The sequence below is a fragment of the Nocardiopsis dassonvillei subsp. dassonvillei DSM 43111 genome (assembly GCF_000092985.1).
GTDB classification, from domain to species: Bacteria; Actinomycetota; Actinomycetes; order Streptosporangiales; family Streptosporangiaceae; genus Nocardiopsis; species Nocardiopsis dassonvillei.
This window is the reverse complement of sequence record NC_014210.1, coordinates 2669181-2684563: the sequence shown is the minus strand read 5'-3', so window position 1 is coordinate 2684563 and position 15383 is coordinate 2669181. Positions and strand designations below refer to the sequence as shown.

Genomic DNA, 15383 nt, shown 5'->3' with positions numbered 1-15383 from the left:
AGGCAGAACGGAAATGTGGTGGTCGTGTGCCCTGGATTCCTCCCAGCCCTGGAGGACGGGGCAGCTTCCGGGAGACACGGTGAAGAGCACACAGCGCAGACTCCCGCGTCAGCTCAGGGAAGAGCAGATGATCGACGCCGCCGTCACCGCGTTCTCGCGCGGCGGCTACCACACCGTGAGCGTCGAGGAGATCGCCGAGGCGGCCGGGACCTCCAAGCCCACCGTGTACCAGTACCTGGGTTCCAAGGAACGGATCTTCACCGCCTGCGTGCGCCGTGAGACCGACCGGCTCATCGAGGCCGTGCGCGCCGCGGCGCACGATCCGCACGCCCCGGCGGGGGAGGACCCCCTGCACCGGGGCATGCGCGCCTTCTTCGTCTTCGTCACCGGCAACCGCGCGAGCTGGACCGTGCTCTACCGGCACGCGGACCTGCGGGGCGAGCCCTTCGCAGGGGAGGCCGTGCGGCTCAGGGACCGCGTGACGGCCGAGGTGGCCGACCTCGTCACCGCGTGCACGCGCGAGGGCTACGGCGACCTCGACCCCAAGGACGCCCAGCTGTTGGCGCGCATCGCGGTCAGCACCGCCGACGCCTTCGCCGACTGGTTCCTGGAGCACCCCGAGGAGAGCCCCGAGACCATGGCCCGGCACGTCACCGACCTGACCTGGGCCCACCTGCGCGCCCGCCGCGAGGGCGCCGAGGTCTGACCCCCGGCGCCCCGGGCGGGGCGGGTCGCCGCCGCCGACCGGGCGCCTCCGCCGCGGCGCGCGGACTCAGCCCCCGTGGTTCAGCGCCAGGACGCTGACCAGGTCGTAGGCCACGTGCGAGGCGGCGGTCGCGGTGATCTGCGCGTGGTCGTAGGCCGGGGCGACCTCCACCACGTCGGCGCCCACCAGGTTGCAGGAGGCCAGCCCGCGCAGGATCTCCAGCAGTTCGCGGCTGGTCAGGCCGCCCGCCTCCGGGGTGCCGGTGCCGGGCGCGTGCGCCGGATCGAGCACGTCGATGTCCACCGACACGTACAGCGGGCGGTTCCCGATGCGCTGGCGCAGCGCGTCGGCGACCTCGTCCACGCCCCTGCGCATGACGTCGGCGGAGGTGACGATGCCGAAGCCGAAGCGGCGGTCCTCCTCCAGGTCCTTCTTGCCGTAGAGCGGACCGCGGGTGCCCACGTGGCACAGGGCCTCGGTGTCCAGGATGCCCTCCTCCACGGCGCGGCGGAACGGGGTGCCGTGGGTGTAGGGCTCGCCGAAGTAGGTGTCCCAGGTGTCCAGGTGGGCGTCGAAGTGCAGCAGGGCGATCGGCCCGTGCCGGCGGTACAGCGAGCGCAGCAGGGGCAGCGCGATGGTGTGGTCGCCGCCCAGGGTGACCAGGCGGGTGCCCGCCCGTACGAACTCGGAGGCGCCCTGGTCCAGGGTCTCCACCGCGTCGCCGATCGAGAAGGGGTTGACCGCGATGTCGCCGCCGTCGACCACCTGCGCGGAGGCGAACGGGGACACGTCCAGGCCCGGGTTGTAGGGGCGCAGCAGGCGGCTGGCCTCGCGGATGGCCGAGGGGCCGAAGCGCGCGCCGGGGCGGTAGGACACGCCGGTGTCGAAGGGGACGCCGACCACGGCGATGTCGGCGTGCCCGACCTGGTCGATGCGGGGCAGCCGGGCGAAGGTGGCCGGTCCGGCGAAGCGCGGTACGAGGCTGGAGTCGGTGGGGCCGATCGGTGCGTTCACGGGTGTCCTTCTCGTCGTCGGTGCGGTGTTCGGTACGGTCCGCGGGCGCGTACGGGCCCGCGTCGGTCGCGCCGTCCGCGTTCGGCCCCCCATGCGGCCGGGCCGGGGGCCGTCCCGCCGCGCGGCGGCTGTCCAGGCACTCCGGGCGCGGGAGGAGGGGCGTGGGGGGAACGAAGGCGACCATGTCGTGGCGGATCACACGAACCCTGGTCAGGTTAGGCAGCCGACGCGGTCTCCTCCAGTGGACGAACCATCCACAAAGGTGCGTTGTACTGGATGAGGTATCCAGAACACGTGGTCAGCGCTCCCGAACACGGGCACCCGGAGGCATCTGTCCTCTCCGGTCCGCCGGGCGGGGACGCGGGCCGGTTCGCGAAGGGGGTCAGGGGTGTCGGGACAGAGCGGGGCGCAGGGCCACACGGTCCCGTTGAGCACCGTCGTGGGCCGCCGCGACCTGGGGCTGACCACCCTCGTGGCCGCCGGGAACCCGGGGATCGGCTGGGCGGTGGCCAGCGAGCTGGCCGACCCGGCCGCCTACCTGCGCGGCGGTGAACTGCTGCTCACCGCGGGCGTCAACCTGCCCGCCGCCCCCGCCGGGCTGCGCGGCTACGTGGACTCCCTGGTCGGCGCGGGGGTCAGCGCCCTCGGTTTCGGTGTGACCCCGGTGCACGACACCGTCCCCGCCGGGCTGGTCGAGCAGTGCCGCGCACGGGGGCTGCCCCTGGTGGAGGTGCCCCGCCCCACACCCTTCGCCGCCGTCAGCCAGGCCGTGGGCGCCGAACTCCAGGAGCTGCACCTGCGCGACCTGCGCCGCCTGGGCGAGGCGCACCAGGCCCTGGCCCTGGCCGTCACCGCCGACGCCCCCGTGGACCGGGTCCTGCGGGTCCTGGCCGACGCCCTGGACGGCTGGGCGGTCCTGGCCCGCCCGTCGCCCGCCGTGCCGGGCGGCGCCCACCGCACGCCGGGCGCCCCGGCGGAGCTGGACCCCGAACTGCGCGGGCTCGCGGACCGGCTCACCCGGCCGCGCGGCCCGCGCGGCGCCAAGGCCCGTGTGCGGGGGGACGAGGTCTTCCTGCACACCGTCGGCACCCCGCCGCAGGAGCACGGAGTGGTCCTGGTCGGCCGCCCCGAGCCGCTGGACGTCACCGACCGGGCCGTCCTGCGCACCGCCACCGCCCTGCTGGACCTGCTCGCCCGCGCCTCCCGGGGCGCCCCGCCCGCCCCGGGCCGCCTGATCACCGGTCTGCTCCTGGACGGCGGGCTCACCGGCGCGGCCGTGCCGCTGCTGGCCGAACTCACCGCCCCGACGGACGCCTTCGTGGGGTCGGCGGCGACCGGGGCCTCCGTGAGGGCCGGCGCACCGGGGGACCCCGCCGCCGCGGGCGCGCCGGGGGACCCCGCCGCCTACCGGGTCCTGCGCGCCCGGCCCGCCGGGCGGGGCCGCCACACCGCCCCCGCCGCGCTGCCCCTGGGCACCCGGCTGCTGGACGCGGGCCCCGGCGAGGACCTGCGCGCCGTCCTCGCCGACCGGGGCGAGGCCGCGCACCTGGCCCACCTGGACCGGCTGCTCGACCACGGCTGGATCGGCGCGCTGAGCGGGCCGGTGGACCCGGCGGAGCTGGCCGCCGCGGACCGCCGGGCCGCCGCCCTGCTCACCCGTGCCCGCGCGGTCGGCGGGCCGCTGCTGGAGGAGCCCGCCGACCCCTTCGACGCCCTCCTGGGGCCGGGGGGAGGAGAGGACCTGGCCCGGCGTGTCCTGGGACCGCTGGCCGAGGACACCGACTCCGCGCGCCTGCTGCGCCGCACCCTGCGGGTCTGGCTCACCCGGCACGGCAACTGGGACCGGGCCGCCGCCGACCTGGGCGCCCACCGCAACAGCGTCCGCTACCGGATCGGGCGGATCGAGCGCGATCTGGGCGTGGACCTGGCCGACGCCGAGCAGCGCATGCGGCTGTGGTTCGCGCTCACCCGCTGGCGGCACTGACCCGGGCTCCGCCGCCCCGAGTCCGACGCGACCCCGGAGCGGCCCCCGCGGGGACGCGGACATGTGTCCGGGAAAGCGCCGTTGCGGCATTACCGGCCGTTTTCGGCAATTCCGCTGTTCCGTTCGATCCCGGTCCCTTTTTCGAGGACGCGTCCACGGCCTTTCGGCGGCGGCGGACGCGGGCACCGCGCCGGATACGCGCGGACGCCACGGGGTTTGCGGCTTCCCCGCGGCAACGGGATCCCCGTCCGCCCCGGGGTGCGCGATGGGGCATAATCCGGTGATGAAACGGAAGTGGAAGCGAGAGCGGCCTCCGAAACATGTGTGTATTTCCGTTCCCTCAACCCTGTCGAAGCCGAACCGAGAAAATTGATGAACGCCGTTGCGAACGCGAGCTCAGGGGACCGCATGTCTTTTCCGCCGCTGGACACGGCCCTGCCGGCCGGGGCCGACGCCCGCGAGCACGCCCGCCTGCTCCGGCGCGTGCACGAGGCCTCGCTCTCCGGGCGCCCGGCGCCGGCCGCCCTGCGGCCGGTCATCGAGGACTCCTGGTCCCGCAGCCGACGCTTCGGGATCGACCCCGACAGCGCCCCGCCGCCCCGCATGGCCCGGCTGGACGAACTCCAACGGCACCGGGACGCCTCCCCGATCGCCGAGGTCCTGCCGCTGATCCGCCGCTCCCTCGTCTCGGTCGCCGACGAGGCCGACCACATCATGCTGGTCACCGACGCCTCCGGTCAGGTCCTGTGGCGCGACGGCTCCCACCGCGTCCGCGCCCTCGGCGACCGCGTCGGGCTCGTCGAGGGGGCCTTCTGGAACGAGGGCAGCACCGGCACCAACGCCATCGGCACCGCCCTGGTCGTGGGGCGGCCCGTGCAGGTCTACTCCGCCGAGCACTTCATGCGCAGCCTGCACGCCCTCACCTGCGCCTGCGCACCCATCCACGACCCCCGCGACGGCCGCCTGCTCGGCGCCGTCGACGTCACCGGCCCCGTCTCCACCATCCACCCCTCCACCCTCGCCCTGGTCAGCGCGGTGGCCCAACTGGCCGAAGCCCATCTGCAGAGCCTCCACCACACCCACCTGGAGCGGCTGCGCTCGGTGGCCGCGCCCCTGCTGGCCGGGATGAGCGAACGCGCGCTGGTGGTGGACGAGGCCGGGTGGACCGCCGCCGCCGTCCACATGGAGCCGGTCCGCAGGGTGCTGCTGCCCAAACAGCGCGGGAGCGGCACCGCCTGGCTGCCCGCCCTGGGGGAGTGCGCCCTGGAGCCCCTGCCCGGCGGATGGCTGCTGCGCCCGCGTCCGGCGGCGGAGAGCGCGCCCTCCACGGTCACCCTGGACCTGACCCGGCCCTCGCCCAGGATGGTGGTCGCCGGGCCCAGCGGGGAGTGGGCGCACCGGCTCACCCCGCGCCACGCGGAGCTGCTGCTGCTGTTGGCCGTGCACCGGGCCGGGCGCACCGGAGCGCAGCTGTCCCAGGACGTGTTCGGCGCGGGCGGGCACGTGGTGACGGTGCGCGCCGAGCTCTCGCGCGTGCGCCGCCACCTGGGCGGCATCATCCAGAGCCGCCCCTACCGGTTCAGCGGGGAGGTGCGGGTGCGGGTGGTGCGTCCCCCCTCACCGGTGGACCTGCTGCCCGGGTCGGTGGCCCCCGGGGTGTGCGCGCTGCGGGACGCGCTCCGCGACGGCGACTGTCCCATGGCTCTGCGCGACGGAACCGCAACCTAGTGCAACCGTTGCCGTGCCGTGCGGCGTGCGATGGACTGTGCGTGCGCGGCCCGGCGTCGGTGGCCGCCGCGGGGCAAGAGAGGGCCCGGCGGCGGACCGCGGACGGAACGCGTGGCGCTTCCACGGCCTTGGGACCTTGAGGGGGGTTCCGGGGGAGAGTAACGCAGAGGCGCCACCGGGCTCGGATGGCCGACCACGGGGATTCGGGGGAACCCCCGGGGCCATCGCGCCGACGGTACGCCCCTCGCGGGAGCCCGGCTTCCCGGGGCGTGCCGATGCGCGGGGGCGGGTTCAGGGGGACCCGCCCCCGCGCCATGTCTCCCCCGGTGAGCCGCCGTCCCGGTGGGCGGACAGGGCTCCACCGGGACGGTTCCCGGAAGAGTCCCCGCCCCACGGTCCGCGCGACCTCCTCCACCCAGAGGGCGCCGGCCGACGGCAGGGGAAAGAGCGGCCCATGTTCTCGCCTCGCTCCCCGTGGAACCCGCCGCGGACGGGTAGTCCACCGGAAGGGACGAGGGGAGCGGGTGTGACCGGTGTGGCGAACAGCACGCGGGGGCCCGTTCCGTGCCCGTCCTCCGAGGCTGGGCTAGACTCGGTGCATTTACCGGGTCGTGTTCACCTGCGACCCAGCCCACCCGACCGCCCCACCCGCGAGCCCGGGCACCGCGCCCGCTCCCGTGGACGGGGTGTGAACCGCGGGGACGGCGAGGGCGTCGAACCCGGGAACGCAGGGAGTTCCCGGGCGGCCCCCCGCCCTGCCCCACAGAACGACCTTCCTTCGGAGGTGGACCGTGTCCGCTGACCACCGAGAGCAGCAGCCCAGCCAACAGGGTTCGCGTATCGACCCGCACGTCGGCCGCTACGCACGCCGAGCACAGGGCATGGTCGCATCGGAGGTCCGCGCACTCTTCGCCGTCGCCTCGCGCCCCGAGGTGGTCTCCCTCGCCGGGGGCATGCCCAACGTCGCGGCTCTGCCCCTGGACCAGATCGGCGAACTGGTCAAGGACGTCGTCTCCGAGGAGGGCGCGGCGGCCCTCCAGTACGGTTCCGCCCAGGGCGACCCCGTGCTGCGCGAGCAGCTCTGCGACTACATGACGCTGGAGGGCATCACCGCCAGCCCCGACGACGTCATCGTCACCGTCGGCTCCCAGCAGGCCCTGGACCTGATCACCCGCGTCTTCGTCGACCCGGGCGACATCGTGCTGACCGAGGCCCCCACCTACGTCACCGCGATCAACACCTTCGCCGCCTTCCAGGCCGACATCCGCCACGTCGGCATGGACGAGCAGGGCGTGATCCCCGAGGAGCTGGAGGAGGCGCTCGTCCGCGCCGAGCTGGACGGGCGGCCGGTGAAGTTCTTCTACACCGTCCCCAACTTCCAGAACCCCGCCGGGATCACCATGACGGCCGAGCGGCGCGCGCGGGTGACCGAGGCCTGCGAACGCCACGACGTGCTCATCGTCGAGGACAACCCCTACGGCCTGCTGCGCTACGACGGCGACCCCGAGCCCACCCTCTACTCCCAGAGCGAGGGCAACGTCATCTACCTGGGATCGCTGTCCAAGACCCTCTCCCCGGGCCTGCGCATCGGCTGGGCGCTCGCCCCCGCCGCGGTGCGCGCCAAGCTCGTCCTGGCCGCCGAGTCGGCGATGCTCAGCCACTCCACCTTCAACCAGCTGGTGGTGCGCCGCTACCTCAACACCTTCCCCTGGCGCGAGCAGATCAAGTCGTTCAACACCATGTACGGCGAACGCCGCGACGCGATGCTCAACGCGCTGACCGCGATGATGCCCGCGGGCTGCACCTGGACCCGCCCCCAGGGCGGATTCTTCGTCTGGGCCACCCTGCCCGAGGGCATCGACTCCAAGGCCATGCTGCCCCGGGCCGTCACCGAACGGGTCGCCTACGTGCCCGGCACCGGCTTCTACGCCGACGGACGCGGCCGGGCCAACATGCGCCTGAGCTTCTGCTACCCCACACCCGAGCAGATCCGCGAGGGAGTGCGCCGCCTCGTCGGAGCCATCGAGGGTGAGATCGACCTGCGTGATACGTTCGGCACCACCCTGGCCCCGAGCGCAGACGGCCCACAGGCCCCCGCTCCGGACCTGCCCTGACACCCCATGAGGGCACCCCATCATGACAGCAGCACAGAAGGAGGTCCGCGCCGTGGCAGACCTTGACCGGGTTCTCGTCCTGGCCGGGGGCCTGTCCCCCGAACACGAGGTGAGCGTCCACTCCGGGCGCGGCGTCGCCGAGGCGCTGCGCAGGCTCGGCGTGGAGGTCCAGGTCGCCGACGTGGACTCCACCCTGCTGGACCGCCTCGTCCAGGACCCGCCGCAGGTGGTCTTCCCCGTCCTGCACGGGGCCGCGGGCGAGGACGGCGCCATCCGGGAGGTCCTGGAACTGGTCGGGGTGCCCTACGTGGGCGCCCGGCCGGGGGGCTGCCGACTGGCCTACTCCAAGCCCGCCGCCAAGGCGCTGCTGGCCGCCGAGGGCGTGCGGGTGCCGCGCGGCGCCGCCCTGCCCAAGTCGGCCTTCCACGACCTGGGCGCTCCGGCGCTGATGGACCGGCTCGCCGACCGGCTGGGCCTGCCGCTGTTCGTCAAGCCCGACCGGGGCGGCTCCGCGTTCGGCGCGGCGCCGGTCGGCTCGGTGCAGGAGCTGTCGGCGGCCCTGGTGTCCTGCTTCGCCTACAGCGACTCGGCCCTGGTCGAGGAGCAGGTGCAGGGCACCGAGCTGGCCGTGGGCGTCCTCGACACCGGCGACGGGCCGGTGGCGCTGCCGCCGGTGGAGATCGTGCCCGACGGCGGGGTGTACGACTACGCCGCCCGCTACACCGCCGGGCGCACCGAGTTCTTCTGCCCGGCGCGCCTGGACCCCGCCACGGTCGCCGAGGCCACCGAGGTGGCGCTGACCGCGCACCGCGTCCTGGGGCTGCGGGACCTGTCCCGCACCGACGTCATCGTGGGGACCGACGGCCGCGTCACCTTCCTGGAGACCAACGTGGCCCCGGGCCTGACCGAGACCTCCACCTTCCCGATGGGGGCCGCCGCCGCGGGGCTGGACTTCGCGGTCGCGTGCCGGGAGCTGGCCCACCAGGCGCTGCTGCGCGGCTGACCCCGCCGACGCGTCCGGGCCGGGCGCCGCCGTTCCCGGCGGCCCCGGCCCGGTCCTGTTCCGGGAGCCCGAGCGCCTCTCCTGACAGCCCCGGCCACCCCTTCGAGCCGCTGGAGAGGGGACAGGGCAATCCCCGCGCCGTGGTGACGCCGTGGCCCCACCCCGTCGCGGCGGTGCCCGGGCGGCTACGTCCCCGCCTCCAGGTGGCGCCAGCGCACCGGGTCCAGGCCGAAGGCGCGACCCCGCCCGTCCCGGGACGTCCGCGGTCCCGCGGCGCCGCAGAGGCCGTCGAGGAGGAGCATCTCGTCGCCCCCGGGCTGGAACTCGTAGTCGACCCGCTCCAGCCGGGTGCGCACGCCCCGCCCCTCCAGCCACTCCCGCAGCCGGTCGAGCGCACCGTACCTCTCCCCGCTGGTGTGCAGCACCACGGGGAACAGGCGCACCTGCCACCGGGCCACGCGCACCAGTTCGAGCAGGGCGCACCGGTGGAAGTCCTCGTCGAGCCGCGCCCCGTAGGAGAACAGCAGGTGCGAGCTGAGCACCAGGTCGAAGGAGCGGTCGGCGAAGGGCAGGTCGGGCAGGGCGCCCGCGACGTAGCGCTCCGGCCGCGCCGCGAGGTCGGCGGCGAAGGCGCGCGCGGCCCGGGTCCGCAACCGCGTGTACCGCTCGGGGGAGCCGAACCACGTCCACACGAAATCCGCCGCCCCCCGCGCGACGAGGGAGTGCCGGTGCTCGGCCTCGCGCAGGGCCAGCGAGCCCAGCGCCCTCCTGTCACCGGCGTACTCGGGGTCCACGGCGACGGCGTCCGCGCCCCGCGCCCCGGCCACGAACCCCGCCGCCCCGCCGGGGCAGTCCAGGATCCGCAGCGACAGGTCCCGGTCCGAGAGCGCGAACATCGCCCGGTACTCCTCGAAGGAGCGGGAGCTGACGAACACCGGCCCCTCACCCCCGCCCGACGAAGGGCATCGCGGTCGGCAGGACGGTGAGGAACTGGACGTTGGCGTCCAGGGGCATCGACGCCATCAGCGTCAGCGACTCGGTGAACCGCTCCACCGGGATCACCGGCTCCACGGCCCTCGTCCCGTCCGCCTGGACCGCCGCGGGCTGCGGCCCCCCGTCCACCGGCGCCACGTTGCCCACGTCGATCTGCCCGCAGGCGATCCCGTACCTGCGCCCGTCCAGAGCCAGGGCGCGCGTCATCCCCAGCAGGGCGTGCTTGGCCGCGGTGTAGGCGATGGTGTACGGCCGCGGCACGTGGGCCGACGGGGCGCCGTTGTTGATGATGCGCCCACCCCGCGGCGACTGGTCCCGCATCACCCGGAAGGCCTCGCGCGAGCACAGGAAGGCTCCGGTGGCGACGGTGCCCACCACCCTGTCCCAGTCGTCCAGGGGCATGTCCTCGACCGGCCTGCGCGGCACGGCCGCGCCCGCGTTGTTGAACAGCAGGTCCACCCGGCCGAAGCGCTCGCGCACGGCCGCGAAGAGCGACGCGACCCCGTCGGGGTCCCTGATGTCGGTCGGGACGGCCGCCATCCGGTCCGCGTCCGCCCCCGCCAGGGCCAGGGTCTCCTCGAGCGCGCCCGCGCGCCGTCCGGCCACCGCGACCGACCACCCGTCCGCGAGCAGGGCCAGGGCGCCCGCCCGGCCCAGCCCGCTCCCGCCGCCGGTGACCACGGCGACCCCGCCGCCGCGCGGACGGGGGGTCACAGCACCTCCGTGCTCATCCAGGCCCTGAGCACGCGGCGGGCCCGCGGACCGGGCACGTCCACGTAGGGCGAGCGCCCGTGCATGACCCGGTTGTTGCGGATGAGCAGCAGCTCGCCCGCCTCCAGGCGCAGGCGGAAGGCGATCTCGGGCCGGTAGAGGACCTCGTCCAGGAAGCCCAGGGCCTCCCACTGCTCCTCGCTCAGGGGCGGCCCGCCCCGTTCGGGCGAGGTCCGCACCGTGCGGGGCTGGTAGTAGCAGCCCACGGAGCCGTCCTCCTGGACGAAGAGGATCGGCGAGACGACGACCTGCTGACCGGCGCGGCCGGTCCGGTCGAAGGTCCAGTCCCGCTCCAGCGTGGCGAGCACGTCGGGGCGCTCGCCCGCCACCGTCTCGCGCACCGTCCGCGCGCTGGCGAGCTTGGTGTCGCCCCCGCCGTCCACCGCGGGCTGGAGGCAGAGCAGGACGAGCACGTCGCAGGTGTCGCAGTGGAAGCCCAGCTCGGTGGCCCCGTCGCCGTCCTGGTCGCGGAGCACGTGGGTCAGGTCGCCCTTGGCGTTCTGCGGGATGACCTCGCCCAGCTCGCGCAGCACGAACCGCATGACCGCCTCGCTCACGGCGTAGGGCGCGTCGGGGGAGACCAGGCCGCGCACGTGCGCGAACCCCACCGAGCGCACGCTCTCGACGGCGAAGGCGCGGAGCCTGTCGCGCACCTCCTCGGCGCCGTCCCAGCTGTCGGCCGCCGCGGCCTCCGCAAGCAGCCGCGTGTCCTCCTTCTCCAGCGGCAGCGACCAGAGCGGGCGCCGCTCCTCCAGGACCTCGGTGTTCCATCCCAGGTCGGTCACGGTGTCATCGGACATGGGTCGTTCCCTTCGTCAGGCGGGTTCGCGGGGAGTGCCGCGAAGCGTTCAGCGGGCGGTGGCGCCGTCCTGGACGGCGACCGGGGGCAGGAAACCTGTCCGGGCCGCCCACCCCAGGGCCGCGGACCACCACCGGGGGGTGGGGGCCGCGAAGCGCACACCGGCGCGGTCGAGCAGGGACACGGTGCGCGAACCGTCGACGACGACGTTGCGCTCCTCCAGCTGCGACCACGCCGACGCCAGGCGGATCTCCGTCGGGTGGTCGGGCTCGGCCCGGGCCAGCGCCGCGGCGAACGCCTCGTCGCCGGTCAGCGCGACCGGGTAGCCGTGCCGGGCGAGCCAGGCCACGAGTTCGTCGTGGGGGACCTGGTGGGGCGACTCGACGTGGTAGGCGCCGGGCACGGCGCACGGGTGCGTGGCGATCGCCGCGATCCCCGCCGCCACCGTGTCCACGTGGGAGAAGACGAAGGAGGTCGACGGGCGCCTGGGCGCCGCCCCGGCCAGGACGTAACCGCGCACGAGCTGGTAGACCCGGTTGTCCGAGACGTTGCTCTGGAACGCCCCGGTACGGCTGTGCGCGGCGATGTGGCCGCTGCGGTGGACGTAGCACTGGCGGCCCGAGGCGGCCCAGGAGCGGACGATCTCCTCGGCCGCGAACTTGGTCCTCTCGTAGGGGGTGCGAAAGCTCTGTCCGATGCGCAGGTCGGCCTCGCTGAAGCGGCGCGCGGGCCCCTCGACGCCGCCGCACACGGCCAGGGTCGACAGGTGGTGCAGGCGCGCCCCGGGGACCTCGGCGTCGATCCAGGACACCAGGGCGCGGACCGCGGTCGCATTGACGCGTTCGAGTTCGTCGGGCGGCGCCACCAGGCGCACGTCCGCCGCGGCGTGGACGACGGCGTGGACCCCCCTGACGCGGCGCAGCCCGTCCCCGGACAGGCCCAGGCCCTCCCGGGTGACGTCTCCGGCCACGGCGTCGACGCCGCCCGACCCGGCGCCGACCCGCCGGACGGCGTCGGCGTCGCTGTCGGCGCGCACCAGGCAGGTGACCTCCGCCCCCCGCTCCAGGAGCGCGCCGAGCAGGTGCGTGCCGAGGTAGCCGGTGGCGCCGGTGAGCAGGACCCGCGCGGGTTCGCGGAGCACCCGCACGGCCGCGCCGTGGTGGGGAGCCCCGTGGAGCATCGGCTGCCCCGAGGTCGACACCGGCGACCTGCTGTGCGCCGGGGGCTTCGCCAGGGCCTCGGCCGCGACGCGGCGGCCGAAGCCGGAGAGGACGCCCGCCGCGTCCTCGTGGGACAGGTCGGGCCAGGCGTACACCAGGTCGGCCACCAGCCTGCCCTCGACGACGCGGGTGGTGAGCCGGAGGCGCTGGAGGGGGTCGCCCCCGGAGCAGCGGGCGTTCCCGGCCTGTTCGGGGGCCACGGTCCAGCCGAGGGAGGGGTCTCCGGGCGGCCGGAACGTCCCCAGGAAGTTGAACCCCGCCTCGGGCCTGGGCCCGGGGGAGTCCATCGGCAGCTCGGGCGCCTCGCGCAGGAGGCGCCGGACCGCCCGCGCCCGCAGGGCCGGGCCGCCGTCGGCGCGGTCGAGTCCGACCCGCTTCGCGGCGGTGAACCAGCCGACGGTGTCCATGTAGGCGTGCCCCGCGTCGCTGGTGTCGCGCCCGTGCGTCTCCACCTCCACCTCCAGCCGGGCGTGCCCGCCGCGGCCCAGCACGGCGTCGGCGAAGGCCGCCAGCAGGAACGCCTCCAGGTCCTGGCCGTGCCCGTGGCGGTGCACGAGCCGGTCGGTGGCCGCCCCGTCCAGGCCCCAGACCAGGGCCGTCGGCCGTGCCCGCTCGGGCGCGGCCCCGCCCCGGGGCGGGGCCGCGGTCTCGGGAGCCTCGGGTGGGCGCGGGGTCCGGGCCGCCCACCGGTAGAAGTCGGCCGTGGGGGGCAGGCACTCCTCCTTCCCGGACAGCGCCGACCGGTAGGCGTGCGCGAGGTCGTCCAGCAGGATCCGCCAGGAGAGGCCGTCCACGGCCAGGTGGTGGGCGATCACCGCGAGCCGGTCCCCGCCGTCGGGGTGGTCGGTGAACAGGTGCGCGCGCAGCAGGAGCCCGGAGTCCGGGTCCAGACCCCGGTGCAGTTCGGTGCACGCGCCGCCGATCACCCCCGTAGCGCGGCCGGGCTCCCCGGGCAGCCGCGAGAAGGACACCGCGTGCAGGTCCCGCGCGGGACGCGGACGCCCGGGGCCGCCCGGGCCGACGGGGGTGCGCAGGGCCGGGTGCCGTTCCAGGACGGCCCCCACGGCCGCGGACAGGGCCGGGGCGTTCACGGGCGCCGCGCAGCGCAGCAGGACGGACTGGTTCCAGTGGCGCGTGTCGGCCAGGGGCTGCCGCAGCAGCCAGCGCTGGGCGGGGGCCAGCGCCCGGGCGTGCTCCGGGTGCGGTGCGCGCTCGGCCGGGTCCCCCGCGTCGGGGCGGGCGGCCGAGGCCAGGAGTTCGGGCGTGGGGTGGCGGTAGAAGTCCTCGAAGGCCACGCGCAGACCGGACCGGCGCAGGAACGCCACCGTGCGCATGGCCAGGAGGGAGTCCCCGCCGAGTTCGAGCACGTCGGCGCCCGGGCCGACGGAGGGCAGTCCGAGCGCGCCCGCCCACAGTTCGGCGATGGCGCGGACCAGCGGCCGTGCGTCCGGGTCCGGCCCGTCCGGGGCGGTGCGGCGGGCCCGCGCGTCCAGGGCCGCGTTCACGGCCTCGGCCAGGCGCGCGCGGTCGAGCTTGCCGTTGGGGCCGGTGGGGAACGCGTCCAGGGCGACCACGGGCTGGGGCACCGCGTACCCGGGCAGCCGCTCGCGCAGGTGGGCGCGCAGCGCGTCGAGCAGCTCCGCCTCCTCCCGCGCGCCGGTCGGGCGCACGGCGGCCACCAGGGCGGTCCCCGCGGGCGTCTCCCGGGCCAGCACGGCGGACCGCCCCACCCCCGGGAACCCCTCGATCACCCGCTCGACCCCCACCGGGTCCACGCGGTACCCCCGCACCTTGACCTCGCGGTCGGTGCGGCCGACGAAGACCAGGTCGCCGTCCGGGCGGCGGCGGCACACGTCGCCGGTCCGGTACACCCGCTCCCCGCCCCGGCCGACGAAGCGGCGCGCGGTCTCCTCGGGGCGACCGAAGTAGCCCGCCGTGACCCCGGGCCCGCCGATGAGGAGTTCGCCCTCGGCGCCGTCGGGGACCTCCCGCCCCTCGGCGTCCAGCAGGTGCAGCCGCGCCCCGCCGATCGGGGCGCCGATGGGGACCGTCGGCTCGTCGCCGGGCAGGTCGGCGCGTGAGCGGGCGACGAGGCAGGTGGCGCCGATGGTCGTCTCGGTCGGCCCGTAGTGGTTGACCACCCGGTGCGCGACACCGCCCTCCAGCAGGTCCGAGGCCAGCGACCGGGGCAGCGCCTCGCCCCCCAGCAGCAGGGTGTGCAGCGGCTCCTGCGCGGAGGGACGCTCCTCCACCAGTGCGGCCATGTGGGAAGGGGTCGTCTTGAGCACCGAGACCCGGGCCCGGCGCAGGGAGTCCCAGAGGGCCCGCGGGTCCCGGGCTGCGCGGTCGGGGACGACGTGCACACGGCCCCCGGTGGCCAGGGCGAGCAGCCAGGAGGTGTGGCCCAGGTCCGCCGCCAGGGTGGTCACGTGCGCGAACACCGGGGCGTCGGCGCGGGTGAGGCCGAGGCGGTCGCGCAGCGCCAGAGCGTAGTGCGCCGCGTTGGCGTGGGTGACCGTGACGGCCTTGGGCCGCCCGCTCGAACCCGAGGTGAAGGAGAGGTAGGCCGGGTCGGAGGCCGGGCCCGGGACGCGGCGGGGGGCGGGGGCGGTCGCCGCCGGGGTCTGGGGGTCCACGACCTCGGTGTCGCGCTCACCGGGAGCACGCGTGTCCGGGTCGGCGGTGAGCGCGTGGGCGACCGCGACGTCGTCCAGACGCGCGGCGACGTCGGCGGCGCTCCACTCCGGGTCGACCACGACCGCGGCCGCGCCCGAGCGCAGGACCCCGTGCAGGAGCGCGCACAGCCGGGCGTCGCGCGGCCCGAGCAGGGCCACCCGGTCGCCGCGGCCCAGGCCCCGTGCGGCCAGGCGGGCGGCGACCCGTTCGGCGGCGGCGTCGAGGTCGCGGTAGCTGAGGGAGCGCACGCCGTCGGTCAGCGCCGTACGGAGCGGGTGCGCCCGACTCCCCTCCGTGAGCATGTCGGGCAGTGTGGGGGTGGATCGCAACACGTGCGTCATCGTCTCCGCTCCGTCTCCGCTGTCTGGTTCGCGC

At 75.8% G+C, this 15383-nt stretch carries 10 protein-coding genes; 5 read left to right on the top strand and 5 right to left on the bottom strand.

Annotation, left to right across the window (positions count from 1 at the left end; all coding sequences use genetic code 11):
* Nucleotides 1–79 precede the first annotated feature (79 nt).
* A complete protein-coding gene (locus tag NDAS_RS11090; protein WP_013153271.1) occupies nt 80–706 on the top strand; it encodes a TetR/AcrR family transcriptional regulator in 627 nt (208 codons plus the stop codon).
* 66 nt (nt 707–772) lie between these two features.
* On the opposite strand, the gene speB is transcribed toward NDAS_RS11090, so the two are convergent.
* On the bottom strand, nt 773–1720 hold the full coding sequence (gene speB / locus NDAS_RS11085) for an agmatinase (RefSeq protein WP_013153270.1): 948 nt from the start codon (nt 1718–1720) through the stop codon (nt 773–775).
* Between the two features lie 388 nt (nt 1721–2108).
* On the opposite strand from speB, the gene NDAS_RS11080 reads away from it, so the two are divergent.
* From NDAS_RS11080 to NDAS_RS11065, 4 genes are all read left to right on the top strand, one after another.
* Nucleotides 2109–3704 carry a PucR family transcriptional regulator gene (locus NDAS_RS11080; protein ID WP_013153269.1) on the top strand — a complete coding sequence of 532 codons (1596 nt, stop codon included), beginning with the start codon at nt 2109–2111 and terminating at the stop codon, nt 3702–3704.
* A gap of 408 nt (nt 3705–4112) precedes the next feature.
* Nucleotides 4113–5432: a GAF domain-containing protein gene (locus NDAS_RS11075; protein WP_013153268.1), complete on the top strand. Its 1320-nt coding sequence runs from the start codon at nt 4113–4115 to the stop codon at nt 5430–5432.
* Nucleotides 5433–6313: 881 nt separating this feature from the next.
* Nucleotides 6314–7546 carry an aminotransferase-like domain-containing protein gene (locus NDAS_RS11070; protein ID WP_041552704.1) on the top strand — a complete coding sequence of 411 codons (1233 nt, stop codon included), beginning with the start codon at nt 6314–6316 and terminating at the stop codon, nt 7544–7546.
* A 52-nt stretch (nt 7547–7598) separates the two neighbouring features.
* Entirely contained in the window at nt 7599–8549 is a 951-nt protein-coding gene (locus NDAS_RS11065) for a D-alanine--D-alanine ligase family protein (protein ID WP_019607117.1), read from the top strand.
* Nucleotides 8550–8734: 185 nt separating this feature from the next.
* On the opposite strand, the gene NDAS_RS11060 is transcribed toward NDAS_RS11065, so the two are convergent.
* From NDAS_RS11060 to NDAS_RS11045, 4 genes are read right to left on the bottom strand one after another with little or no spacing between them, the layout of a single operon-like run.
* Nucleotides 8735–9484, bottom strand: coding sequence for a methyltransferase domain-containing protein (locus tag NDAS_RS11060; RefSeq protein ID WP_013153264.1), 750 nt, complete (start codon nt 9482–9484; stop codon nt 8735–8737).
* A 7-nt stretch (nt 9485–9491) separates the two neighbouring features.
* On the bottom strand, nt 9492–10256 hold the full coding sequence (locus tag NDAS_RS11055; RefSeq protein ID WP_013153263.1) for an SDR family oxidoreductase: 765 nt from the start codon (nt 10254–10256) through the stop codon (nt 9492–9494).
* Entirely contained in the window at nt 10253–11113 is an 861-nt protein-coding gene (locus tag NDAS_RS11050) for a TauD/TfdA family dioxygenase (protein WP_013153262.1), read from the bottom strand. The genes NDAS_RS11055 and NDAS_RS11050 overlap by 4 nt, the downstream gene beginning before the upstream one ends.
* A gap of 48 nt (nt 11114–11161) precedes the next feature.
* A complete protein-coding gene (locus NDAS_RS11045; protein WP_013153261.1) occupies nt 11162–15349 on the bottom strand; it encodes a non-ribosomal peptide synthetase in 4188 nt (1395 codons plus the stop codon).
* Nucleotides 15350–15383 lie beyond the last annotated feature (34 nt).